Genomic DNA, 24066 nt, shown 5'->3' with positions numbered 1-24066 from the left:
GCCGGCGGACCAATGTCGGCCGCGTCGTCAAAGAATCGGTCGAGGAAATCCGTCAAGGATGGAATGACATGAAAGACCTGACCAACGGCTCCATCGCGAAGCACATTCTGGGCATGGCGCCGCCGATCATGGTCGGTATGGTCACGATCATGCTTTGCCAGCTGGTCGATCTGTACTTCGTCTCGGGCTTGGGCGATGCCGCGGTCGCGGGCGTGGCGGCGGCCGGCAATGCCGGCTTTCTCATCAACGCGCTGATGCAGGTGCTCGGCGTCGGCGCGGTGTCGTTGATCGCGCATGCCGTGGGACGCAAGGATCGGCCGGATGCCAATTTGATCTTCAATCAGGCGATCGTGCTGTCGGTGCTGTTCGGACTGTTGACCCTGGTCGCAGGCGCGGCGCTGTCGCGCGCCTACATGCATGCGATCGCCGCGGACGAAGCCACGATCGAGGCGGGGACCACGTATCTGCTGTGGTTCATGCCGGCGCTCGCGTTGCAATTCGCGAGCCAGGTGATGGGATCCGCGCTGCGCGCCACCGGCATCGTGCGTCCCACGATGCTGGTGCAGGCGCTTGCGGTGGCCATCAACATCGCGCTGGCGCCGGTTCTGATCGCGGGCTTGGGCACGGGCCATGCGCTCGGCGTTGCCGGTGCGGGGCTGGCGAGCTCGATCGCGGTGCTGATCGGCGTCGTGATGCTGCTTGCGTATTTTCGCAAGGTCGAGCGCTATGTCGCCTTTAATCCGGCGCAGTGGCGTCCGCAAGCGCAGCATCTGAAGCGCATCCTCAATGTCGGTCTGCCTGCCGGCGGCGAGTTCGCGATGATGTTCATCTTGATGGCGGTGGTCTATTTCGTGCTGCGCGATTTCGGTGCGGCGGCGCAGGCCGGTTTCGGGATCGGACAACGGGTCCTGGGCCTGATCCAGATGCCGGCGCTTGCGGTTGCGCTCGCCGCCGGGCCGATCGCCGGCCAGAACATGGGCGCCGGAAAAGGCGAGCGCGTGCGCGAAACCTTCGTCAAGGCGGCGCTGATCACCAGTGTCGTGATGATCGGCTTCATGTGCCTCGCGCAGTCGAAGCCGCAGCTCCTGCTCGCGGGGTTCTCGAACGATCGGGAAACCATGGAGATCGCGTTCCTGTTCCTGCGGATCATCTCGCTCAACATGGTGGCGCAGGGCGTGATCTTCACCTGCTCGAGCATGTTCCAGGGCCTCGGCAATACCAAGCCGGTGCTGTGGAGTTCGGCAACGCGCGTGCTCACCTATTCGCTGCCGGCGATCTGGCTGTCGACGCGGCCGGGCTTCCGGATCGAGCACGTCTGGTACCTGTCGATCGCGGCAACCACGCTGCAGGCGGCCCTGAGCTTGTGGCTGCTACGGCGTGAATTCAGGAAGCGCCTTGTCATGCTCCGACACGAGGAATCCCCGGAGCAGGCTGCGCCGGAGCCCGTGGCGTCTCCTGTACGCGCGCCGGCGTAGCGATCGCTTGTCCCCGCCCCACGGCTCCGGCAAACTTGCCGCGCCGTGGGGATCGCCTGCAGGGGCCAAATGACCGGAGTGTTGTACGAGCAGCGGCCCAATTCCTGGCTCTCCGCGATCTGGGCGGCACGCTATCGCACGCCAGCCCGCTTCGTCGCGCTGATCGCGTTGCTGTTGCCATGGACCACGACCGGGCTCATTTTCGCGCTCATTCCCTGGCTGATCGCGTTCGCGTTCCTCGACCTTCGCGAATTTCCGCGTTCGCTGCTTCGGCCGATGTGCCTGCTGCCGATTGCGCTGGTCGCACTCGCCGCCATCGGCACGCTCTGGTCGGATGCGCCGTGGCCGGACCGAATCCATGCGATCGGCCCGGCAGCGAAGCTGCTGGTGATTCCGCTCCTGATCTACCAGTTCGAGCGCTGGCCCTATGGCAACTGGGTGTTTTCCGCGTTCCTGGTGTCCTGCACGGCGCTGATGCTCTATTCCTTTGCCGTCGCCGCCGATCCCGCACTGTCGCTGAAACTCTATCTGTCGCGCGGGCCTTACAAGGTCGAAAGCGGGATCGCGGTGCGCAATTATATCGACCAGAGCCAGGAATTCGCGCTCTGTGCGATCGCGCTGGTTTATCCCACCGTGTCGCTGCTACGACGAGGCCGCTACCGTAGCGCGGCGCTGTTCGTGGCGCTCGCGATGGGATTCCTCGCCAACATGATGTTCGTCGTGGTCTCGCGCACGGCGCTGGTGACGCTGCCGATCCTGATCGTGGTCTTCGCGCTCTTGCATTTGCGCCGCCGCACCGCGCTGCTCGCCGTCGGTGCGATGGGGCTGTTGGCCTTGACGTTGTGGAGTGCCTCGCCGCATCTGCGCACGACCGTCGCCAAATTCAGCGGAGACTACGAGGTCAGCATCGTCGGCAACGACGTCAGCGGCATGGGATCGCGACTGGAGTTCTGGCGCAAATCGCTGGCATTCACCGCGGATGCGCCGCTGCTCGGTCACGGCACCGGCGCGATCCGCGGCCTGTTCGCGCGCGCGGCTGTCGGCGAGAGCGGGGTTCGGGCGGAAATCGTCGGTGATCCCCACAACCAGACGCTCAATGTCGCCGTGCAATGGGGCGCCTTGGGCGTCGTGATCCTCTACGCGCTCTGGTTCGCGCACCTCTCGCTGTTTCGCGGCGAGGGGCTGGCCTGCTGGGTGGGCCTTCTGGTCATGGTGCAGAACTTGCTCTCCTCGCTGCTCAACTCGCATCTGTTCGATTTCGCCGAGGGCTGGATCTACGTGCTTGGAGTCGGCGTTGCCGGCGGCATGGCGCTCGCCGCGAAGACAATACGGAGCTAGTGCGTGCCCAAACTGTTCCAGACCAGGCCGAGGCCCGACAGGAACAAGAGACCGAGCACGACATCGCCAAAATGCTTGTCGCTCAGCGCGTGGTAGACGCGCGCGCCGGCCCATGCGCCGATCAGCGTGCCCGGAAATGCGATCACCGCGAGCCAGATCACCTTGAACGCGACGAGGCCCGAGGCGGTCTGCAACACCAAAGCGGCGGCCAGCACGGTGAAATTGAAGAGCTGGAAGATGCCGCGCCGCTCGTGCTTGTTCCAGCCGCGGATGTTGGCCCACAGGATCGGAAGCGGCCCCGACAGTCCGGCAAGGCCACCTAATATGCCGCCGGCAAAGCCGATCGCGCCGTCGGCAATGCGGCCGCCGAAGGTGACGGCGAGGGGCCGCTTGTTCAGATAGAGCGCGGTCGAAAACACAAGGATCAGCACGCCGACGCTCAGCTTGAACACTTTTGGATCGGCGGAGGCGACCAGCATGGTGCCCAGCGGCACGCCGATCAGTCCTCCAATCAGGAACGGCCAGACCAGCGAGAGATCAAAACTTTTCCACATCGAGGGCAGCGTCGAGCTCTGCGCGATCACCGAGCAGATCAGCACCAGCGGCACCGCGAGCGAGGGCGGCAGCACGTAGAGCCAGATGCCGAGCGCCATCAGCGCCGTGCCGAATCCGGCAAGGCCCGAGACGAAGCCCCCGGCCAGTGCGCCGAGCAGCAGCAGCGCGTAGGTGAGTATTTCCAACAGATAGTCCCTGTCGCCTGGGCGATCCCGAACTGTTGATCGCCATTGCTCGCATAGCACAGCTGCGGCCGTGCAGGTCAATTTCAAAACCGCACGCAAGCGTGATCCCCAGCGGCGGGCGTTCGCGAAAGACAGGCCCTAGATGATGCTCGTACTTAAACCGGGGGGTCCGTTCGACGCCATCATGCGGTTCGATCGGTGATTTCCCGAATGAGCGTATGGAGAAGGACGATGACCCGCACGAAGATTGCCGTCGCGGCCGCGCTAGTGGCGGCGGCGGCCTTGATGCCGACAATGGCGCAGGCCCAGTTTTCCGAGCCTGCGGCCTATCAGGCTGCCCATCCGGACCGCGACGTTCTGAATGGCGGCCAGCTCACGCCCGCCGCGCGCGGGGCTCGCGGCGAGTCCTTCGCGCCGAGCGAAGCCTATGCGGCCTATCCGTCCCCCGTCGCGCCGGTCGTGCGCTCGCGGCATCGCCGCCAGCATCAATAGGCTGTTGCTAGACGATCTGTCTGGTGTCGGCGGGCCTGTGCAGCGCGCCGACCAGGATGCGCAGTGCTTCCGTCAATTCCGCCCTGTTGCGCGCCGCGCCTAGCGAGACGCGCGCCGCGTGTGGCGCGGTCCCGTCGACGGTGAAGGCCTCGCCGGCGACGACTGCCAGTCCATTCCGTAGCAGATGTGCCGCGACGTCGGGACGGTCCTCCGGCAGCCGCAGCCATAGATGGTGAGCGGCGGACTTGGCCTGGAACTCGAAGCCTTTCAGCGCGCGTTGCGCGAGCTGCTGCCGGCCGACGGCCTCGCTCCTGATCGCGGTGATGATGCGGTCGGCGATGCCGGTCTCGATCCAATGCGTCACCAGCGCGACCATCAGCGGTGCCGGCATCTGCACCGTCGCCTGCAAAGAGTTGCGCATCTGCCGCTGCGAGCTGTTATCTGGCGTCACCAGATAGGCGACCCGTAGCGCGGGCGCGATGCATTTTGACAGCGTGGTTGCGAGATATGTCCGTTCCGGAATGAGATTGGCGATCGGCGATGCCGACCGATCGAGCAGCCCGTAGGCGTCGTCCTCGATCAGAATCGTATCGGCATCTTTGATGATCTTTGCGAGAGCGCTGCGGCGCTCGGGGAGAAGCGTCGCAGTGGTCGGATTGTGCAGCGTCGGAATGAGATAGACCGCTTTCGGTCTATGCGTGCGGCAGGCCTTCGCCAGCGCGTCGGCCAGGATGCCGCCGTCGTCCATGGCGACGCCGACGAGCTTGACGCCGAGCCGCGCCGCGGCGGCCTTGATGCCGGGAAAGGTGAGCGCCTCCGTCAGCACCACGTCGCCGGGCCGGGCGAGGTGGGCGAGCAGGCTGAACAGGATCGTCTGCGCGCCGGGAAAGATCACGAGCCTGTCGGCATGCGCATGCGGCACGCGTGCGCGCATCCATCGCGCGGCGACCTCGCGCTCGTGTGCGCTGCCGCCGGGCGGCTGGTAGTTGAGATGCGCCGTCAGGCCCGATTGCGCGCGGATGGCTTCCATCCCGGCGATGATGCGCTCGTCGAGTTGCGCTTCGAGAGGTTGCGGCGGCACGTTCATCGAGAGGTCGATCGCGACGGGATGCGGCAGATCGACCGCGCGGCGCGCGCTGGTCTCCGACACGAACGAGCCCTGGCCGACCCGGGCCTCCATGATGCCGCGGCGCCGCGCCTCGGTGTAGGCGCGCGTCACCGTGGTGAGATCGATGCCGAGCGCCTTTGCCAGCGCCCGCTGCGTCGGCAATTGTTGGCCGCGCACCAGCCGGCCGGCGGCGATGTCGGCCTCCATGGCCTCGACGATGCGCTGATAGCGCGGCCCGCTCAGCTCCGAGATTGTAGGGGTCCAATCCATGCAATTAAGGTCCATATCCTTTGAATGTATGGATGCAAGATCTTATTGTATGGATCGTAGAAAAGGAAGAGGTGGGGTCATGGCGACCGGTTCAGTCTCTCTCACGAAAGCGATGTGGCGCGGTTTCTTGGGCAAATGCCCCAATTGCGGCGAGGGGCACGCGTTCGGCCGTTTCCTGAAGGTGGCGGATACCTGCGACCATTGCGGCGAGGAGCTGTTTCACCAGCGCGCCGACGATTTCCCGGCCTATCTCGTGATGGTCGTCGTCGGCCATCTCGTGGTGCCGGCAATCCTCGCGGTCGAGACCGCCTATGCGCCGGCCGTCTGGCTGCAACTGGCGGTGTGGCTGCCGGTGACCTTGTTCGCTTCGCTTGCGCTGCTGCAGCCGACCAAGGGCGCCATCGTCGGGCTGCAATGGCAGATCGGCATGCACGGTTTTGAGGCGGGCAAGCTGCGGCGCGAAGCTGGTCAGGGTGCACCCGTTTTCGTCAAGGTGAACACGCGCGCGGCTTAAGGGGCCGTAGCGTTTACATCGCGAGACCGGCCGCTACACTCCATCGTACAAACAAGAACGATGGAAACGCCGATGGTCGCACGCTCAAAAACCTTCCTGCTTTGTCACGGCGCGTGGTCCGGCGGGTGGGCCTGGAAGAAGATGCATCCGCTGATGGCGCAGGCCGGCCATCGCCTGATTGCGCCGACCTATACCGGCCTCGGCGAGCGCGCGCATCTGGCCAGTCCCGCGATCGATCTCGATACGCATATCCAGGACATTCTCAATGTCATCAGGTTCGAGGACCTCGAGGACATCGTGCTGCTCGGCCACAGCTATGGTGGCATGGTCGCCACCGGCGTCGCCGATCGCGCGCGCGAGCGGGTGACGCAATTGATCTACCTCGACGCCTTCGTGCCGCGTGACGGCCAATCGCTGTTCGATCTCCATGAGGGCGGGCGCGAGCCGATGCGCAAGGCTGCAAGCTCAGGCGACGGCTACCGCATCCTGCCGAACCCGCCGCCGCCGGACACGCCGCAGGCCGATCTCGACTGGCTCAACGCGCGCCGGATCAACATGCCGATCAAATGTTTCGAGACGAAGCTGAAGCTCGAACATGGCGAGCCGGTGATGCCGCGCAGCTACATCTATTGCACGCGCATTCCGCCGGGCGACGTGTTCGGGCAGTTTGCGAAGCGCACCAAGAGCGAGGATGGCTGGCGCACTTTCGAACTCGACGCGAGCCATGCACCGAATGTCACGGCGCCGGAGGCGTTGATGGCGGTCCTGGAGAAGATCGTCGGATAGAGAGCCAAAATGGTGAGGGGCCCGATGCATTAACACCGAGCCCCTCGTCACTTCTTGGTAAGACACGTTTTCTTCACGCGAACCGGAAAACCACTTCGCTCGAAAACGCTTTAGAATATCAGCCGGCCTGTAAGCCGGGTTCTGTAAGGCACCGTCCGCTTGCGCGAACGATACGTGACGGCCATTCCTCTGGGACCATGTTTGCACAGGGCCTCGAGCAACCTACCCGGACGGCGGGCCTGACATCGCCCCGCGGCGTTATCGCTTTCGCGAACAGCCCGCTACGCCGTCCCTATTCGGTTTTGCTCCCGGTGGGGTTTACCATGCCGGCTCCGTTGCCGCAGCCGCGGTGCGCTCTTACCGCACCTTTTCACCCTTACCTGCCTACGCAGCTTGCGCTGCCACGGCGGGCGGTTCGTTCTCTGTGGCACTTTCCCTGGGGTCGCCCCCGCCGGACGTTATCCGGCACCGTATGTCAAGGGAGCCCGGACTTTCCTCCCCGGCGGCCTTTCGGCACTTGCCGGAGCGGCCGTCCGGCCGACTGACGGCTTACGCATGAAGCATTTGTGTCGGTTCCGCAAGCCGATAACGCCATGCACGGTTCGCCCGAAATAATTTATCCTGAAGATGTCGTTGGGCGCGTGTCCCGTTCGACTGGATGTCGGCGATCCAGCCGTGCAACAGGAGTTAAGCGATGCAGTATTTGCTGATGATCTACCAGAACGAAGCCGAGTACGCGAATATGCGTCCGGCGGCCGGCCAGCAGATGACGGCGGAATATCAGACCTTCACGCAAGGCATCATCCAGAGCGGCAATTTCAAGGCCGGCGACCGGCTGCAGCCGACCACGACCGCGACGACCGTGCGCGTGCGCGATGGCAAGACGCTGACGACCGACGGCCCGTTTGCCGAAACGCGCGAGCAGCTCGGCGGCTATTACCTCGTGGAGGCCAAGGATCTCGATACCGCGATCGAGATCGCGTCGCGGATTCCGTCGGCGCGCATCGGCTCGATCGAGGTGCGGCCGATCTGGGTCTACGACAAGTGAAGGCGCAGTCGCGCATCGACATATGACATTGTCCGAGATCGACAAGATCTTCCGCGACGAGGCGGGGCGGGCGCTGGCCACGCTGATCCGCCTCGTCGGCGATTTCGATCTTGCCGAGGACGCGCTCCAGGACGCCTTTGCGGTGGCACTGGAGCGCTGGCCGGCGTGCGAGGTCCCCGACAATGCGCGTGCCTGGCTGGTCAATGTCGCCAGGCACAAGGCGATCGACCGTATCAGGCGCCAGGCCGTTTTCCGCGGCAAGGAGCAGGCGCTCGTGCACGAGCTCGAGCTGAACGCGCAGGCGCCCGTCGAGCCGCCGGCGATGGTCGACGACGACATGCTGCGGCTGATCTTCACCTGCTGCCATCCGGCGTTTGCGCCCGAAGTCCAGGTCGCGCTGACGCTGCGCACCGTCTGCGGGCTCTCCACGGCGCAGGTTGCGCGCGCCTTCCTCGTCACTGAGGAGGCGATGGGGCAACGTCTCGTCCGCGCCAAGCAGAAGATCCGGCTCGCCGGCATTCCCTATGAGGTCCCCGAGCGCGACACGCTGGTGCCGCGGCTCGAGGGTGTGCTTGCCGTGATCTATCTGGTCTTCACCGAAGGCTATGTGGCGACGTCAGGTGCGGATTTGATGCGGCCCGATCTTGCGGCCGAGGCGATCCGGCTTGGCCGCTTGCTCGACCGGCTGTTACCCGATCGCGCGGGGATCAAGGGCCTGCTGGCGCTGATGCTGCTGCACGATGCGCGCCGCGCAGGGCGCCAGACCGCCGCCGGCGACATCGTGCTGCTGGAAGAGCAGGATCGTTCGCGGTGGGACCATGCACAGATCGAGGAGGGTCTCCGTCTGGTGGACGACGCACTGCGCGTGCCCGGCCGGCCGCAGCCCTATGCAGTCCAAGCCGCGATCGCCGCGCTGCATGCGCGCGCGCCGAGCTATGAGCAGACAGACTGGCCGCAGATTGCCGGGCTCTACGAAGTACTATTGCGCATCAACCCGTCGCCGGTGATCGAGCTCAACCATGCGGCGGCGGTGTCGATGGTCGATGGGCCGGCACGTGCGCTCGATCTCGTGGATGCGACTACGGCGCGCGGCGGGCTTCGTGGCTACGAGCTGTTGCCGGCGGTGCGGGCCGATCTGCTGCGGCGGCTCGGCCGGAATGAGGAGGCGCGCGAGGCCTATCGCGCGGCGACGGAGGCGACGCAGTTGGAGCCGCTGCGACGACTTTATGCGCGAAGGATGCGGGAGATGGAGTAGTCGCCCAATACTCCTGGATTGCTTCGCTTCGCTCGCAATGACGATTCCCGTCACTTCGTCGCGACGGTCGTTGCCTCCTGAGGGAGACTCCCCAACAGCGCCTGCAAGGTCGACAGCGTCGAGTGATCCGCGACCCCATCCAGTCGCGCCGGGCGGAAATGGCGCTGGAACGCGGTGACGACTTCCATGGTCGCGGCGTCGTATTTGCCGGTGAGGGGAACGCCGTAGCCGTATCTGGCGAGCGCCTGCTGCAGGCTCAGCACCTCGTCGCTGATGGTGCCGAGCATCAGGCTCTCGCCGCGCACCACCGGCGCGGGCGTGACCCAATGGCCGACGCCGGAATTGGCCAGCGAATGCCACGGAAATTTTTCGCCGGGATCCTTCTTGCGCGCGGGCGCCACGTCGGAGTGGCCGAGCACCCGGTGCGCGGGCACCTTGCGGCGAAGCATGATGCCGCGGCACAGCGCGATCACGGCGGCGATCTGGCGCAGCGGAAACTCCGGATAGCCCCAGTCGTGGCCGCGATTGACGATCTCGATCCCGATCGAGCAGGAATTGATGTCGTCCTCGCCGGCCCAGGCGGACACGCCGGCATGCCAGGCGCGCCTGGCCTCGGGCACGCATTGCACGATGCGGCCGTCTTCCAGCACGACATAATGTGCCGACACCTCGGTGCCCGCCGAGCAGAGCCGCGCCAGCGCACCTTCGACGTCGGGCATGCCGGTGTAATGCAGCACGATCATGTCGGGCTGCCGGCCCTTGTTACGGTCGCCATGGTTCGGTGAGGGGATGATGTCGGAGACGATCGAGGAATCCGGCTCGAACGTCCGCATGTTCGCGGCGGCCTTGGGAACCGGGAGAACACGTTGACGCTTCGAATCAGATCCAGACGGCGTGGACGAACCGGACGACATAAACAGCTCGAGACAGACGGAGAGTGGGCCAAGCCCTTCTCTTTACTATTCCTTTACCCTCCAACGTGCGCAACCGCGCGACGAGGTTAACGGATGCATTTTGGCGCATGTGTGTGGATGAAGCATCACCGCCGCGTCAGCTTTTCGACTTGTCGCGAGCCGATCAACGCTTTCTTAACGCTAAGGGCCGTTACTGAGGGATGAAGAGCCGACCCGCGTCCGGAGGCGGCCAAAGCGTATTTTGGCTCGAAATCCCATGGCTGCCCGACAAATTCCAAGGGGAATACTGGGTTGGTGGCCCGGGACGACCGGGCTCGGTAACTATGTTGGACGGGGGTTGGGTCGTGGAACCGCCGCGACGCGGAATCTTTCGAGGCATTATGAGCTTGTTCGTCCCCGATCTCACTTGGGAGTCCGGCGGGGCGATCGGCAGGCTTGGCGCATGAGCTCGGTTCCGCACATCCCCGTTCTTGGCCGCGAGGCCATCGACCACCTCGCTCCACGCGAAGGTGGCACTTACATCGACGCGACCTTTGGCGCCGGCGGCTACAGCCGCGCGATTCTCGACGTGCCGGGAACCCGGGTGATCGCCATTGATCGCGACCGTACTGCGATCGAGGGTGGCGCCGAGCTGGCCGCCCGCTCCGCGGGCAGGCTGACCCTCGTTGAAGATCGTTTCTCCAACCTCGCTGATGTCTGCGCGGCGCAAGGGCTCGAAGGCGTCAACGGCGTCGTGATGGACGTCGGCGTGTCCTCGATGCAGCTCGACCAGGCCGGCCGCGGCTTCTCGTTCCGCCTCGATGGTCCGCTCGACATGCGGATGGGGCAGGCAGGCCCGACTGCAGCCGATGTCGTGGCGCGCGCGTCGGAAGGCGATCTCGCCGACATCATCTATCTCCTCGGCGAAGAGCGGCAGTCGCGCCGGATCGCCCGCGCCATCGTCGCGGACCGTCAGGAAACGCCGTTCACGACCACGCGCGCGCTCGCCGATCTCGTCGGCAGGGTGGTTCGTTCCAAGCCCGGCGATATTCATCCCGCGACGCGGACGTTCCAGGCCCTGCGCATCTTCGTCAACGAAGAGCTCGAGGAACTCCAGAGCGCGCTCATCGCTGCCGAGCGTGTGCTCAAGCCCGGTGGTCGCCTCGTGGTCGTCTCGTTCCATTCGCTGGAAGACCGCATCGTCAAGAACTTCCTCGCCGAGCGCAGCAAGACAGGTGGCGGCTCACGCCATTTGCCGGAAGTGTCTCAGGCGGTGCCGAGCTTCCAGCTGCTGACGCGGCGGCCGGTGATCGCGGGCGAGGACGAAGTCGCGCATAACCCGCGCGCGCGGTCGGCAAAACTGCGCGCCGCCGAGCGCACCTCGGCTCCCGCGCATGACGATCGCGAGCAATCGTCCTGGCCAAAACTCTCCGACGTCATGAGAGGTGGCTAGCGCATGCGCTTCATCCACCTCCTCGTCATCGGCGCGCTGATCTTCGCGGCGGCTCATGTCTACCGGATCAAGATGGACTCCACGGCGCGCACCGAAAAGGTATTGCGTCTGCATGCGGAGATCCGCGAGCAGCGCGATGCGATCGCGGCGCTGCGCTCCGAATGGGCCAAGCTCGATGCGCCCCTGCGCCTGCAAGGCCTGTCCGACCGGCATCTGCAGCTCAAGCCGGTCAACGGCACGCAGTATGACTCACTGAAGAATTTGCCCGAGCGTCCGCCGCGGATGTTCAGGCCGGGCGAGCCGGATCCGATCGGCGCCATGCTCAACACCATCGAAGCCGCGAGCGATCCCGATAATGTGACGGGCTCCGTGCCTCAGCCCGAGGACAAGCCATGAGTGCTGTGACCCCGGCCAAACCCACAGAAAAGCCGACCGAACCTTGGCGCCAACGGCTGATCCGCAGCCTGCTGTACGGGCGCAATGTCGATCGCGCGGCCAAGGCGCGGGCGCGCGTCGGCCTGGCGATGCTCGCCTTTGGCGCGGTCTACGCCCTAATCGGCGGCCGGCTCGTGATGTTCGCGATCGGCGCCGACGCCCACGGCGCGCGTCGCGCCGCGGCGCAGGAGGTGGTCGCGACCGCGCGGCCCGACATCGTCGATCGCAACGGCGCGATCCTCGCGACCGACGTCAAGGCGTCGAGCCTGTTCGGCGAGCCGCGCCGCATCATCGACAAGGACGAGGCAATCGAACTTCTGACCGCCACCGTGCCCGACCTCGACGAGGCCGAGGTGCGTGAGCGCCTGAAGACGCGCAAGGGCTTCGTCTGGCTCAAGCGCGAGATCACGGCGAAGCAGCAGCAGGACATCCACAAGCTCGGCATTCCCGGCATCGGCTTCCTGCGCGAGAACAAGCGCGTCTACCCAACCGGCAACGAGGTCGCCCACCTCATCGGTCTCGTCAACATCGACAACCAGGGCATCGCCGGCATGGAGAAGTGGCTCGATAATCAGGGGCTCGCCGATCTCCACCGCGCGGGCTTTGCCACCGACCGGCTGCAAAAGCCGATCGAGCTCTCGGTCGATCTGCGCGTCGAGCACGCACTGCGTGACGAACTGCTGAAGGCCAAGGAGAAATACCACACCAAGGCAGCCTCCGGCATCGTCTCCAACGTCAAGACCGGCGAGATCGTGGCGATGGTCTCGCTTCCGGACTTCGATCCCAACAATCCGAAGGAAGCGCACGACCCCGACCGCATCAATCGCCTGACCACCGGCGTCTACGAGATGGGCTCGACCTTCAAGGCATTTACGCTGGCGATGGCGCTCGATTCCGGCAAGATCAATCTGAACACGTCGTGGGATGCACGCGGAAACCTGCACTACGGCAAGTTCACCATCCACGACAGCCATCCGCTCGGACGCTTCATCAACACCAAGGAAGTGTTCACCTTCTCGTCCAATATCGGCGCCGCGCGGATCGCGCTCGGCCAGGGCGTCGAGGCGCACAAGGCATTCCTCGCCAAGATGGGCCAGCTGACGCGGCTGCGCACCGAACTGCCGGAAAGCGCAGCTCCGCTGATACCGCGCCGCTGGGGCGAGCTGAACACGGTGACCATTGCGTTCGGCCAGGGCATGTCGGTGGCGCCGCTGCAGGCGGTGATGGGCATCAACGCGCTGGTGAACGGCGGCTATTTGATTCCGCCGACCTTCATGAAGCGCAGCGAGTCCGAAGCGGCGGCGATGGCCAAGCGCGTCATCAGGACGGAGACCAGCGACAAGATGCGGTTCCTGATGCGGCTCAATGCCGAAATCGGCACCGCCAAGACCGCTGACGTCAAGGGTTACTATGTCGGCGGCAAGACCGGCACGTCCGAGAAGGTCATCAACGGCCGCTATGCCAAAAAGCGGGTGCTCAACTCCTTCACCGCGATCATGCCCTGCGACGATCCGAAATATCAGATCCTGATCATGCTGGACGAGCCCCAGGCGATTCCCGAAACGAAGGGTTTCATCACCTCGGGCTGGAACGCGGTGCCGACCGGCGGCAAGGTGATCGAGCGGATCGCGCCGCTTCTGGGCGTCGAGCCGCGGTTCGACCTGCCGCCGTCCGAGCGCCTTATTCTTGCAGCATCCAGGACAACCCAGTAATCAACCGGGTGGGCCGTTGCCGCTGCTGAGTCGGGATTTCCCTGAAGATTCGGCGATCCGGTCCGGCATGTCGACTGGAAGACCATGAAGCTGCGCGACCTCCTCGATCAGGATGTTCAGGGCAATGACGCCGCAATCGAGCCCGCGGTCGCGGCGCTCGACGTGAGCGGCGTTGCCCTCGACAGCCGCGCGGTCAAGCCAGGCGATCTCTTCTTCGCACTTGCGGGCAGCAAGACCGACGGTGCGCGCTTCATCGATGCCGCGATTGCCGCAGGCGCGGTGGCGGTTGTCGGCGACCATGCGCCTGATGGCTGCAAGGTGCCGTTCATCACAGTCGCCAATCCGCGCCGCGCGCTGGCGCTGGCCGCGGCAAGATTTTTTCCCGCGCAACCCGCGACAATTGCAGCGGTGACCGGTACCAGCGGCAAGACCTCGGTCGCCGCTTTCACCCGGCAGATCTGGGAGCGGCTCGGGCACGCCTCCGCCAGCATCGGAACCATCGGCCTGGTCTCGCCGAAGCGTACCGTCTACGGCTCGCTGACGACGCCCGACCCGGTCGCGCTGCACCGGCAGCTCGACGAGATCGCGCGCGAGGGCGTCACGCATCTCGCCTTCGAGGCCTCCTCGCACGGGCTCGACCAGTATCGCCTCGACGGCGTGCGCGTCTCGGCCGGCGGCTTCACCAATCTCTCGCGCGACCACATGGATTATCATCCGACCGTCGCGCATTATCTTGCGGCCAAGCTCAGGCTGTTTCGCGAACTGGTCCCGCCGGGGGGCGCGGCCGTGATCTCCGCCGATCATGATTGCTCGGCGGAGGCAATCAGTGCTGCGACATCGCGCGGCTTGCGCGTGATGGCGGTCGGTCGCAACGGCGACGGGGCGGGCGAGGGCATTCGTCTCGCCGGTGCGGAGGTCGAAGGATTTTCGCAAATGCTCGCGCTCGAACATCGCGGCAAGCAATATGCGATCCGGCTGCCGCTGGTCGGCGAATTCCAGATCGAGAATGCGCTGGTGTCGGCCGGCCTCGCCATCGGCACCGGCAGCGACGCCGCAAATGTGTTCGCGAGCCTCGAACATCTCGAAGGCGCCAAAGGCCGGTTGGAGCGCGTCGGCGAGCGCAACGGTGCGCCGATCTTCGTCGACTATGCGCATAAGCCCGACGCGCTGGCCAAGGCGCTGCAGGCACTGCGTCCCTACGCCAGGCGCAGGCTGGTCGTCGTGTTCGGTGCCGGCGGCGACCGCGATGCCGGCAAGCGTCCGATCATGGGCGAGATCGCGGCCGGCAACGCCGACGGCATCATCGTCACCGACGACAATCCGCGAAGCGAGAAGCCGGAATCCATTCGCGCCGAAATCCTCGCTGCCGCCAAGGGTGCCCGCGAAATCGGCGACCGCGCCGTTGCGATCCGCACCGCGATCGCGGAATTGGAAGATGGCGATGCGCTGCTCATCGCCGGCAAGGGCCACGAGACCGGGCAGATCGTCGGCGGAGAGGTTTTGCCCTTCAGTGATCACGAGGCGGTCGCCGCCGCATTAGCGTCGAGGATTACATGAGCGCGCCCATATGGACGGTGGCCGAAGTGGCGCGCGCGCTGGGCGCTGCCGGATCGTTCCCGGACACGCCGATCGACTTCGTCACCCAGGACAGCCGGCTGGTGAAACCGGGCAGCCTGTTCGTGGCGCTGAGCGGCACCCCGAGCGGCGGCTTCATCTCGGCCTTCGCCAGCGCGCGTGACGGTTGGGAGTTCGCGGACAAGGCGGAAGCCTCGGGCGCGGTCGCGATGATCGTGCCGCACGAGATCGCGGGCGTCCGCATTCCCCAGATCGTCGTCAAGGACACGCTGATCGACGGTCTCTGGGGTCTAGCGCGCGCGGCACGCGCGCGCTTCAACGGGCCGGTGATCGGGCTCACCGGCAGCGCGGGCAAGACCAGCACCAAGGAATTCCTCGCGGCCTACCCCAATGCCTATGCCAGCCCGTCGAGCTTCAACAATTTCTGGGGCGTGCCGCTGACGCTGTGCAATGCGCGGCCCGATGCCAGTCTCTGGGTCGTCGAAATGGGCATGAACCAGGCCGGCGAGATCGCGCGGCTCAGCGAACTGACGCGGCCGACGGTCGCGCTCATCGTCAACGTCCAGCCGGTGCATCTGGAGAAGCTTGGCTCGCTCGAGGCCATCCGCCGCGAGAAGGTGTCGATTGCCCTCGGCCTGCCTTCGGAAGGCGTGCTGGTGCTGCCCGCCGGGATCAGGGCGCCGGATTGGAAGGGCAAGGTCATACGCTTCGGCGACAAAGCCGAGGTGCACGAGGTCGCGCACGCGCCACATGGCGACAGCTGGCAGGTCGTGGCCGCGCTCGGCAAGAAGGAGATCGCGTTTAGCCTGACGCCGGGCGCGCCGCACCGCGTTCAGAATGCGCTCGCCGCGCTCGCATCGATCCGTGCGGCCAACCTCGATGCGGCGACGCTTGCGATCAAGCTCGACCGGGTCGGCATCATGACCGGCCGTGGCGTCGAGCAGGCGGTCGGCGGCGTCACCGTGATCGACGACAGCTTTAACGGCAATCCGGCCAGCGTGGCTGCCGCGCTGCAAAGTCTGCAGGCGCGCAACACGACCGGCGGCCGCCGCATTGCGGTGCTCGGCGACATGCTGGAGCTGGGCGACGGCGCGCCGGCCTATCACACCGATCTCGCCAGGCATCTCGACGGCATCGACGGGATCTATTGCGTCGGGCCCCTGATGCGTCACCTCTTCGAGGTGCTTCCAGCCGGCAAGGGTCTCGGCTGGCACGACGACCCCGTCACGCTGAAGCCGGGCGAGGTCGCAAATCTGCTGAGGGCAGGCGATGTCGTGGTTGTCAAGGGCAGCAAGAAGATGTTCTGGGTCAACAAGTTTGTGCCGGGCCTAGTGGCCGCCTTGCAGGCAAGGGCGTAAACTGCTTGGAAGGCGCTGTTCCCGAATCCCACCCTTTCCGGCGCGAAGCCGTTCGTTTTCTTTAGAGGTCGCCCGACCCCAGGATGAAGACCAGCGAATGCGCGTGAGACAGGTTGATAAGGCCAAGATCAAGGCGCGTGCAAAGGCGCCATAGGACCGTCTGAATGTTTTACTGGCTGATCGAGCTCTCCAACACATTTCCGGGCTTCGGTGCCGTTCGCACCTTCCTGAACGTCTTCCGCTACATCACCTTCCGCACCGGCGGCGCTGTCGTCACCGGCGCGCTGTTCGTGTTCCTGTTCGGCCCCTGGATCATCGACCATTTGCGCATCCGGCAAGGCAAGGGCCAGCCGATCCGGGCCGATGGTCCGCAATCGCATCTCGCCAAGAAGGGCACGCCCACCATGGGCGGGCTGATGATCCTGTCCGGTCTCACGGTCGGCACGGTGCTGTGGGCCAATCCGCTCAACCCTTACGTCTGGATCGTGCTGGCGGTGACGCTCGGCTTCGGCTTCGTGGGCTTCTATGACGATTATCTCAAGGTGACCAAGCAGACCACGACCGGGTTCGGCAGCAAGCTTCGCCTGCTGATCGAGGCGGCGATTGCGCTGGTTGCCTGCTACGCGCTGGTGCGGCTGAACCGCGATCCTGCGTCGACCGCGCTGACGATTCCTTTCCTGAAGGACACCGTGCTGCATTTCGGCTGGTTCTTCGTCGGGTTCGGCGCCTTCGTCATCGTCGGCGCCGGCAATGCGGTGAACCTGACCGACGGTCTCGACGGTCTTGCCATCGTGCCCGTAATGATCGCGACTGCGAGCTTTGCGATGATCGCCTATCTCGCCGGCAACGCGGTGTTCGCCGATTATCTCCAGATCAAATATGTCGCCGGAACCGGCGAGCTCGCCGTGCTCTGCGGCGCGCTGCTGGGCGCCGGTCTCGGCTTCCTCTGGTTCAACGCGCCGCCGGCCTCGATCTTCATGGGCGACACCGGCTCGCTCGCGCTCGGCGGCATGCTGGGGGCGATCGCGGTCGCGGTGAAGCACGAGATCGTGCTCGCGGTGATCGGCGGCCTGTTCGTGCTGGAGGCGGTCTCCGTCATCGTGCAGGTGGTGTCGTTCAAGATGACGGGAAAACGCATCTTCCGGATGGCGCCGATCCATCACCATTTCGAGCAGCTCGGCTGGACCGAGCCGCAGATCGTGATCCGCTTCTGGATCATCTCGGTGATGCTGGCGCTGGCCGGCCTGTCCACGCTGAAGCTGCGGTGATCGGTCGATGATCCCCGTCACGTCCTTTGCCGGCAAGACGGTCGCGGTGTTCGGCCTCGGCGGCTCGGGGCTCGCCTCCTGTCACGCGTTGAAGGCGGGCGGCGCCGAGGTGATCGCCGCCGACGACAATGCCGAGAACGTCGCCAAGGCGGCGCAAGCCGGCTTCATCACGGCTGATTTGCGCAACGTCTCCTGGGCCAACTTCGCCGCGCTGGTACTCGCGCCCGGCGTTCCGCTGACCCACCCGGTGCCGCATTGGAGCGTGTTGAAGGCGCGCGAGGCAGCTATCGAGGTGATCGGCGACATCGAGCTGTTCTGCCGCGAACGGCGCCGGCACGCGCCGGATGCGCCGTTCGTCGCCATCACCGGCACCAACGGCAAGTCGACAACGACGGCTTTGATCGCGCATCTGACCAAGGTCGCCGGATACGACACCCAGATGGGCGGCAATATCGGCACCGCGATCCTGTCGCTGGAGCCGCCGGGCATGGGGCGCGTCCACGTCATCGAGATGTCGTCCTACCAGATCGACCTCACGCCCTCGCTCGATCCCTCCGTCGGCATTCTGCTCAATGTCAGCGAGGACCACATCGATCGTCACGGCACCATCGTGCATTACGCTGCGGTGAAGGAACGCCTCGTTGCCGGCGTGCAGGCTGGCGGTACCGCGATCGTCGGCGTCGACGACGGTTTTTGTCGCGACATCGCCGACCGGCTCGACCGTGCCGGCAAGAATGTGGTGCGCATCTCCGTCAAAAATCCGCTGGCCAGCGGCATCCATGTCGAGCATGGCAATATCGTGCGCAATTCCGGCGGCGCACGCAGTGAAATCGCGGCGCTCGGCGGCATCGGTTCTCTGCGTGGCCTGCACAATGCGCAGAACGCGGCGTGCGCGGCAGCCGCCGCGCTCGCGATGGGCATCGGCCTCGATATGCTTCAGAACGGCCTGCGCAGCTTTCCCGGCCTTGCGCATCGCATGGAGCAGGTCGGCCGCCGCGGCAACGTGCTGTTCGTCAACGATTCCAAGGGCACCAATGCGGACGCCACCGCGCATGCACTGTCGTCCTTTTCGGACATCTTCTGGATCGCGGGCGGCAAGCCGAAGGCCGGCGGAATAACTGGCCTCACCGGCTACTTCCCGCGCATCCGAAAAGCCTATCTGATCGGCGAGGCCGCGCAGGAGTTTTCCGGCACGCTCGGCACGCAGGTGCCGCACGAGATCAGCCAGACCCTCGACGTCGCGGTCGAGCAAGCCGCACGCGATGCGGAGGCGTCGGGCATCACCGACGCGGTCGTCTTGCTGTCACCCGCCTGCGCCTCCTTCGACCAGTACCGCAATTTCGAAATTCGCGGCACCAGGTTCCGCGAGCTGGTGCAGGCGCTGCCGGGTGTGAAGCCGGTGGTGTGAGGCAATTCCAATCATCCGCGATTTCTTAACCTCCCGGTAACCAACCTCGGCGACCAATGGACCGACCTCTGTCCGAAAGCGGCCGCCATGCTCTCCCGTGAAGAACGCACCCCCTTTTCCGAGTGGTGGTGGACCGTCGACAAGCCGCTGATGGGAGCCATCCTGGCGCTGATGCTGACCGGCGTGATCCTGTCGCTGGCAGCGAGCCCGCCGGTTGCGACCCGCATCGGGCTCGATCCCTTCCATTTCTTCAGCCGCCACGTGATGTTCCTGGCGCCGTCCGGCCTGGTGCTGCTCGGGGTGTCCTTTCTGTCGCCGCGGGCGATCCGTCGCTCGGCGCTGATCATCTTCGCGGCCAGCATCGTCCTGATCGTGCTGACGCTCGCGATCGGTCCTGAGGTGAAGGGCTCGCGGCGCTGGATCACGCTGCTCGGCGTCAACATCCAGGCCTCCGAAATCGCAAAGCCGTCGTTCGTCGTCATCGCCGCCTGGCTGTTCGCGGAATCGACCAAGCGGCCGGAGATGCCGGCGACCTCGATGGCGCTCGCGCTGCTCCTGATGCTGGTCTCGCTTCTCGTCATGGAGCCCGACTTCGGCCAGACCATGCTGATCCTGATGGTGTGGGGCTCGTTGTTCTTCATCGCGGGCATGCGGATGATCTGGGTGTTCGGGCTCGCCGGCCTCGGCGCCGCCGGACTGTTCAGCGCCTATCTTTTTGTTCCGCACGTCGCCGGCCGCATCAAGCGCTTCATGAATCCGGCCTCTGGTGACACCTTCCAGGTCGATACCGCCATGGAGGCCTTCTACAATGGCGGCTGGTTCGGGCTCGGACCGGGCGAGGGCATTGCCAAGCGCAGCCTGCCGGACAGCCACACCGACTTCGTGTTCGCGGTTGCCGCCGAAGAGTTCGGCATCATCCTGTGCCTCGCGATGCTGGCCCTGTTTGCTTTCGTCGTCATCCGCACGCTGTCGCGCGCCTATGCCAACGAGGACATGTTCTCACGCTTCGCGGCCTCGGGTCTTGCGATCCTGTTCGGCGTGCAGGCCGCGATCAACATGTCGGTCAATCTCCAGCTCATCCCCGCCAAGGGCATGACGCTGCCCTTCATCTCCTATGGCGGCTCCTCGATCGTGTCGCTGGCCTATGGTGTCGGCATGATGCTGGCGCTGACGCGGCTGCGTCCGCGCACTGAAGTCGAGGCGAGCGGCCACGCCGAGGCGATGCGCAACTACGCGTAGTTTTTCGTCATTGCGAGGAGCAAAGCGACGAAGCAATCCAGGCTGCTTCCATGGAGGCAGCCTGGATTGCTTCGCTTCGCTCGCAATGACGGGAGAGACATTGTAAAAGCCGTCTTTATGGACACCTCCCCCATGATTCTTCTCGCCGCGGGCGGCACCGGCGGCCATCTGTTTCCGGCCGAGGCGCTCGGCGTCGAGTTGATCCGGCGCGGCTTCCGCGTCCGCCTTGTCACGGACCAGCGCGCGCTGCGCTACAGCGGCCTGTTCACCAAGGACATGATCGACGTCGTCTCGAGCGAGACTGCGCGTGGACGCAATCCGCTGCAGCTGGCCTATGCCGGCCTGACGCTCGCGGCCGGCACGTTGTCCGCCTACAGCCTGATCAAGCGATTGAAGCCGGTCGCCGTCGTCGGCTTTGGCGGTTATCCGACGCTGCCGCCGCTGGTCGCGGCAAAATTCGCGGGCGTGCCCGGCATCATCCATGATGCCAATGCCGTGCTCGGCCGCGCCAACCGGTTTCTGTCGAGCCGCGTCCGCGCCATCGCGACGTCATTGCCGGGCGTGCTCGACCGCGATCCGGCGCTATCAGGCAAGACCACGACGGTCGGCACGCCGATGCGTCCGGCGATCCTCGCCGCAGCTGGCGTGCCCTATGCTGCGCCTGAAGCGAACGGTCCGCTGCGCCTGCTCGTCGTCGGCGGCAGCCAGGGGGCGCGCATCATGGCCGACATCGTGCCGGGCGCGATCGAGCGCCTCGAGCCTGCACTGTGGAGCCGGCTCGTCCTCACCCAGCAGGTGCGCGACGAGGACATGGCGCGCGTGCGTGCGGTCTACGACAGGCTGAAGATCAAGGCCGAGCTTGCGCCGTTTTTCACCAATCTGCCGGCACGGCTCGCCTCCAACCATCTGGTGGTGTCGCGCTCAGGCGCCGGCACCGTGGCCGAGCTCGCCGCGATCGGGCGGCCCTCGATCCTGGTGCCGCTGCCGGGTGCGATCGACCAGGACCAGTTCGCCAATGCCGGCGTGCTGGCCAAGGTCGACGGTGCGATCCGCATTCCGCAAACCGAGTTTTCCTCCGATCGCCTCGCCGCCGAGATCTCCGCCTTCGCCGCCGAGCCCGCGCGCCTTGCCGTCATGGCGCAGGCCGCCCGTGGCGCCGGCCGGCTCGACGCAGCGGAGCGGCTGGCCGATCTGGTGGCCAAAATCGCGGGAATCTGACGCGAAATCAGCCAGAATTCCTACTTTTGCCGTCATAGCCGGGCTTGTCCCGGCCATCCACGTCTTGCAAGAAGTGGTAAGGATTCTTGGATGCCCGGGACAAGCCCGGGCATGACGAGGGAACTGCGGGATACGCCATGAGACTGCCGCGCGAGATCGGACCCATCCACTTCGTCGGGATCGGCGGGATCGGCATGAGCGGCATCGCCGAGGTGCTGCTCAATCTCGGCTATTCCGTGCAGGGCTCGGACGCCTCCGACAATTACAATCTCGACCGTCTGCGCAAGAACGGCGCGAAGGTCTCGGTCGGCCACAAGGCGGAGAACGTCGACGGTGCCGAGGTCGTCGTGGTCTCCACCGCGATCAAGCGTGACAATCCGGAACTGACGGCGGCGCGCGAACGGCGTATCCCGGTGGTGCGCCGCGCCGAGATGCTGGCCGAACTGATGCGGCTGAAGAGCTGCGTCGCCATCGCCGGCACCCACGGCAAGACCACCACAACCACGATGGTCGCGACGCTGCTCGACGCCGGCGGCCTCGATCCCACCGTCATCAACGGCGGCATCATCAACGCCTATGGCTCGAATGCGCGTCTCGGTGCGGGTGACTGGATGGTGGTCGAAGCCGACGAGAGCGACGGCACGTTCCTGAAGCTGCCGACCGAAGTCGCGATCGTCACCAATGTCGATCCCGAGCATCTCGATCACTTCAAGACCTTCGAAGCGGTGCAGGACGCGTTCCGCCATTTCGTCGAGAACCTGCCGTTCTATGGCTTCGCCGTGATGTGCATCGATCATTCCGTGGTGCAGACTCTCGTCGGCAAGATCGAGGATCGGCGCATCATCACCTATGGCGAGAATCCGCAGGCCGATGTGCGCTTCGTCGACCTGGCCCCGATGGGCGGCGGATCGAAGTTCAAGGTTGCGTTCCGCGATCGCAAGACGGGCGCCGTGCACGAGATCTCCGATCTCATGCTGCCGATGCCGGGACGCCACAATGCCTCCAACGCGACGGCCGCGATTGCGGTCGCGCGCGAGCTCGGCGTGTCGGACGAGGCAATCCGCAAGGCGATCGCCGGCTTCGGCGGTGTCAAGCGCCGCTTCACCAAGACCGGCGAGTGGAACGGCGTTACCGTCATCGACGATTACGGCCATCATCCGGTCGAGATCGCGGCGGTGCTGAAGGCGGCGCGGGAATCCACCAACGGCAAGATCGTCGCGGTCGTGCAGCCGCATCGCTATACCCGCCTGCAGTCGCTGTTCGAGGAATTCTGCACCTGCTTCAACGACGCGGATGCGGTGATCGTCGCCGAGGTCTATGCCGCGGGCGAGACGCCGATCGAGGGTATCGACCGCGACCATTTCGCCGCCGGCCTGCGCGCCCACGGCCACCGCGAAGTGATCCCGCTGCCGGCGGCGTCCGATCTCGCCGGCATCGTCAAGGGCGTGGCGAAGTCGGGCGATCTCGTCGTGTGCCTGGGCGCCGGCAACATCACGCAATGGGCGTATGCCTTGCCGGATGAGTTGAAGGCGCTGGGGTAGGGCAGTGAGCTTCCCCGACATCACACCCGACCTCAAAGCCGCGATGCCGGATCTTCGCGGCCGGCTGCTGGCGAACCAGTCGCTCGCCGAGCTCACCTGGTTTCGTGTCGGTGGTCCCGCGCAGGTGTTGTTCACGCCGGCGGACGAGGACGATCTCGCTTATTTCCTCGCGCATCTCGCAAGCGACATTCCCGTCTATGTCGTCGGTGTCGGCTCCAACCTGATCGTGCGCGACGGCGGCATTGCGGGCGTGGTGGTCCGTCTGGCGCCGCGCGCCTTTGGCGAGGCGAGCGCGAGCGGCGATGTCGTCACCGCAGGCGCAGCAGCGCTCGACAAGCGCGTGGCGGAAGTCGCCGCGGGCGCGAACATCGGGGGGCTCGAATTCTACTTCGGCATTCCCGGCACGATCGGCGGCGCGCTGCGCATGAATGCGGGCGCCAATGGCGGCGAGACCAGGGACGTGTTGATCGAGGCGCGAGGCGTCGGGCGCGACGGCAAGAAGCACGTCTTCTCCAATGCCGACATGAAGTTCGTCTACCGCAACAGCGGCGTCGATCCCTCCATCATCTTCACCTCCGCGCGTTTCCGTGGCGAGATCAGGGATGCCGACGCAATCCGCGCGCGCATGGCGGAAGTGCAGAGCCATCGCGAGACCGCGCAGCCGATCCGCGAAAAGACCGGCGGCTCGACCTTCAAGAACCCGCCCGGCCATTCCGCCTGGAAGCTGGTCGATGCCGCCGGCTGCCGCGGCCTGCGCGTCGGCGGTGCAGAGGTCTCCGAGATGCATTGCAATTTCCTGATCAACACGGGCAATGCCACCGCGCACGACATCGAGACGCTGGGCGAGACCGTTCGTGAACGGGTGAAGACGAATTCCGGAATTGAGCTACACTGGGAAATCAAGCGGATCGGAATTCCCGGCTAATTTGGACAAGCGACG

Annotated in this window: 21 protein-coding genes and 1 other RNA gene; 18 read left to right on the top strand and 4 right to left on the bottom strand. The window is 65.4% G+C overall.

What is annotated here, in order from left to right:
* The first annotated feature begins 68 nt into the window (after nt 1-68).
* Complete coding sequence (locus IVB45_RS28545; RefSeq protein WP_247358632.1) at nt 69-1475, top strand: MATE family efflux transporter; 1407 nt, start codon at nt 69-71, stop codon at nt 1473-1475.
* Nucleotides 1476-1544: 69 nt separating this feature from the next.
* Nucleotides 1545-2813, top strand: coding sequence for an O-antigen ligase family protein (locus IVB45_RS28540; RefSeq protein WP_247358634.1), 1269 nt, complete (start codon nt 1545-1547; stop codon nt 2811-2813).
* Here IVB45_RS28540 and IVB45_RS28535 read toward each other — a convergent pair.
* Entirely contained in the window at nt 2810-3553 is a 744-nt protein-coding gene (locus IVB45_RS28535; RefSeq protein WP_247358636.1) for a sulfite exporter TauE/SafE family protein, read from the bottom strand. The two genes, IVB45_RS28540 and IVB45_RS28535, sit on opposite strands and share 4 nt — an antisense overlap.
* A 231-nt stretch (nt 3554-3784) precedes the next feature.
* Here IVB45_RS28535 and IVB45_RS28530 point away from each other — a divergent pair, with 231 nt between their 5' ends.
* The gene (locus tag IVB45_RS28530) at nt 3785-4045 is read left to right on the top strand and encodes a hypothetical protein (protein ID WP_247358637.1); all 261 of its coding nucleotides are present in this window, start codon (nt 3785-3787) and stop codon (nt 4043-4045) included.
* A gap of 7 nt (nt 4046-4052) precedes the next feature.
* Here IVB45_RS28530 and IVB45_RS28525 read toward each other — a convergent pair whose 3' ends face one another.
* Nucleotides 4053-5423 carry a PLP-dependent aminotransferase family protein gene (locus IVB45_RS28525; RefSeq protein ID WP_247358639.1) on the bottom strand — a complete coding sequence of 457 codons (1371 nt, stop codon included), beginning with the start codon at nt 5421-5423 and terminating at the stop codon, nt 4053-4055.
* A 49-nt stretch (nt 5424-5472) separates the two neighbouring features.
* On the opposite strand from IVB45_RS28525, the gene IVB45_RS28520 reads away from it, so the two are divergent.
* Both IVB45_RS28520 and IVB45_RS28515 read left to right on the top strand, forming a co-directional pair.
* Nucleotides 5473-5937 carry a DUF983 domain-containing protein gene (locus IVB45_RS28520; RefSeq protein WP_256464269.1) on the top strand — a complete coding sequence of 155 codons (465 nt, stop codon included), beginning with the start codon at nt 5473-5475 and terminating at the stop codon, nt 5935-5937.
* A 72-nt stretch (nt 5938-6009) separates the two neighbouring features.
* A complete protein-coding gene (locus IVB45_RS28515; protein ID WP_247358643.1) occupies nt 6010-6723 on the top strand; it encodes an alpha/beta hydrolase in 714 nt (237 codons plus the stop codon).
* Nucleotides 6724-6837: 114 nt separating this feature from the next.
* Here the strand turns inward: IVB45_RS28515 and rnpB are convergent.
* An RNA gene (rnpB, locus tag IVB45_RS28510) (RNase P RNA component class A) lies at nt 6838-7268 on the bottom strand.
* 149 nt (nt 7269-7417) lie between these two features.
* Here rnpB and IVB45_RS28505 point away from each other — a divergent pair.
* Nucleotides 7418-7771 carry a YciI family protein gene (locus tag IVB45_RS28505; protein WP_007600836.1) on the top strand — a complete coding sequence of 118 codons (354 nt, stop codon included), beginning with the start codon at nt 7418-7420 and terminating at the stop codon, nt 7769-7771.
* Nucleotides 7772-7793: 22 nt separating this feature from the next.
* Nucleotides 7794-9026, top strand: coding sequence for an RNA polymerase sigma factor (locus tag IVB45_RS28500; protein ID WP_247287992.1), 1233 nt, complete (start codon nt 7794-7796; stop codon nt 9024-9026).
* A 50-nt stretch (nt 9027-9076) separates the two neighbouring features.
* Here IVB45_RS28500 and IVB45_RS28495 read toward each other — a convergent pair whose 3' ends face one another.
* Nucleotides 9077-9859, bottom strand: a complete 783-nt coding sequence (locus tag IVB45_RS28495; protein WP_247358645.1) for an N-acetylmuramoyl-L-alanine amidase — start codon at nt 9857-9859, stop codon at nt 9077-9079.
* Between the two features lie 523 nt (nt 9860-10382).
* Here IVB45_RS28495 and rsmH point away from each other — a divergent pair.
* The 11 genes from rsmH to murB all read left to right on the top strand — a co-directional run bounded on the left by rsmH (nt 10383) and on the right by murB (nt 24051).
* Nucleotides 10383-11372, top strand: a complete 990-nt coding sequence (gene rsmH, locus IVB45_RS28490; RefSeq protein ID WP_247358647.1) for a 16S rRNA (cytosine(1402)-N(4))-methyltransferase RsmH — start codon at nt 10383-10385, stop codon at nt 11370-11372.
* Nucleotides 11373-11375: 3 nt separating this feature from the next.
* Nucleotides 11376-11768: a hypothetical protein gene (locus IVB45_RS28485; RefSeq protein ID WP_027570696.1), complete on the top strand. Its 393-nt coding sequence runs from the start codon at nt 11376-11378 to the stop codon at nt 11766-11768.
* Nucleotides 11765-13519, top strand: coding sequence for a penicillin-binding protein 2 (locus IVB45_RS28480; RefSeq protein ID WP_247358649.1), 1755 nt, complete (start codon nt 11765-11767; stop codon nt 13517-13519). The genes IVB45_RS28485 and IVB45_RS28480 overlap by 4 nt, the downstream gene beginning before the upstream one ends.
* An 84-nt stretch (nt 13520-13603) precedes the next feature.
* Nucleotides 13604-15076: a UDP-N-acetylmuramoyl-L-alanyl-D-glutamate--2,6-diaminopimelate ligase gene (locus tag IVB45_RS28475; RefSeq protein ID WP_247358653.1), complete on the top strand. Its 1473-nt coding sequence runs from the start codon at nt 13604-13606 to the stop codon at nt 15074-15076.
* Nucleotides 15073-16452, top strand: a complete 1380-nt coding sequence (murF, locus tag IVB45_RS28470; protein WP_247358657.1) for a UDP-N-acetylmuramoyl-tripeptide--D-alanyl-D-alanine ligase — start codon at nt 15073-15075, stop codon at nt 16450-16452. Before IVB45_RS28475 ends, murF begins: the two co-directional genes overlap by 4 nt.
* 164 nt (nt 16453-16616) lie before the next feature.
* On the top strand, nt 16617-17720 hold the full coding sequence (gene mraY / locus IVB45_RS28465; RefSeq protein ID WP_027570700.1) for a phospho-N-acetylmuramoyl-pentapeptide-transferase: 1104 nt from the start codon (nt 16617-16619) through the stop codon (nt 17718-17720).
* A gap of 7 nt (nt 17721-17727) precedes the next feature.
* Nucleotides 17728-19128 (top strand): UDP-N-acetylmuramoyl-L-alanine--D-glutamate ligase, encoded by a 1401-nt coding sequence (gene murD / locus IVB45_RS28460; protein ID WP_027570701.1) that lies wholly within the window; start codon nt 17728-17730, stop codon nt 19126-19128.
* Nucleotides 19129-19215: 87 nt separating this feature from the next.
* Nucleotides 19216-20367: a putative lipid II flippase FtsW gene (gene ftsW / locus IVB45_RS28455; protein ID WP_247358659.1), complete on the top strand. Its 1152-nt coding sequence runs from the start codon at nt 19216-19218 to the stop codon at nt 20365-20367.
* Nucleotides 20368-20484: 117 nt separating this feature from the next.
* The gene (gene murG, locus IVB45_RS28450; protein ID WP_247358662.1) at nt 20485-21585 is read left to right on the top strand and encodes an undecaprenyldiphospho-muramoylpentapeptide beta-N-acetylglucosaminyltransferase; all 1101 of its coding nucleotides are present in this window, start codon (nt 20485-20487) and stop codon (nt 21583-21585) included.
* 137 nt (nt 21586-21722) lie between these two features.
* The gene (murC, locus tag IVB45_RS28445; RefSeq protein WP_247358665.1) at nt 21723-23126 is read left to right on the top strand and encodes a UDP-N-acetylmuramate--L-alanine ligase; all 1404 of its coding nucleotides are present in this window, start codon (nt 21723-21725) and stop codon (nt 23124-23126) included.
* Between the two features lie 4 nt (nt 23127-23130).
* Nucleotides 23131-24051 (top strand): UDP-N-acetylmuramate dehydrogenase, encoded by a 921-nt coding sequence (gene murB / locus IVB45_RS28440; RefSeq protein WP_247358666.1) that lies wholly within the window; start codon nt 23131-23133, stop codon nt 24049-24051.
* Nucleotides 24052-24066 lie beyond the last annotated feature (15 nt).

The sequence above is a fragment of the Bradyrhizobium sp. 4 genome (assembly GCF_023100905.1).
Taxonomy (GTDB): Bacteria; Pseudomonadota; Alphaproteobacteria; order Rhizobiales; family Xanthobacteraceae; genus Bradyrhizobium.
Note: the sequence above shows the minus strand (reverse complement) of the source record. Positions and strands in the feature narration are given on the sequence as shown.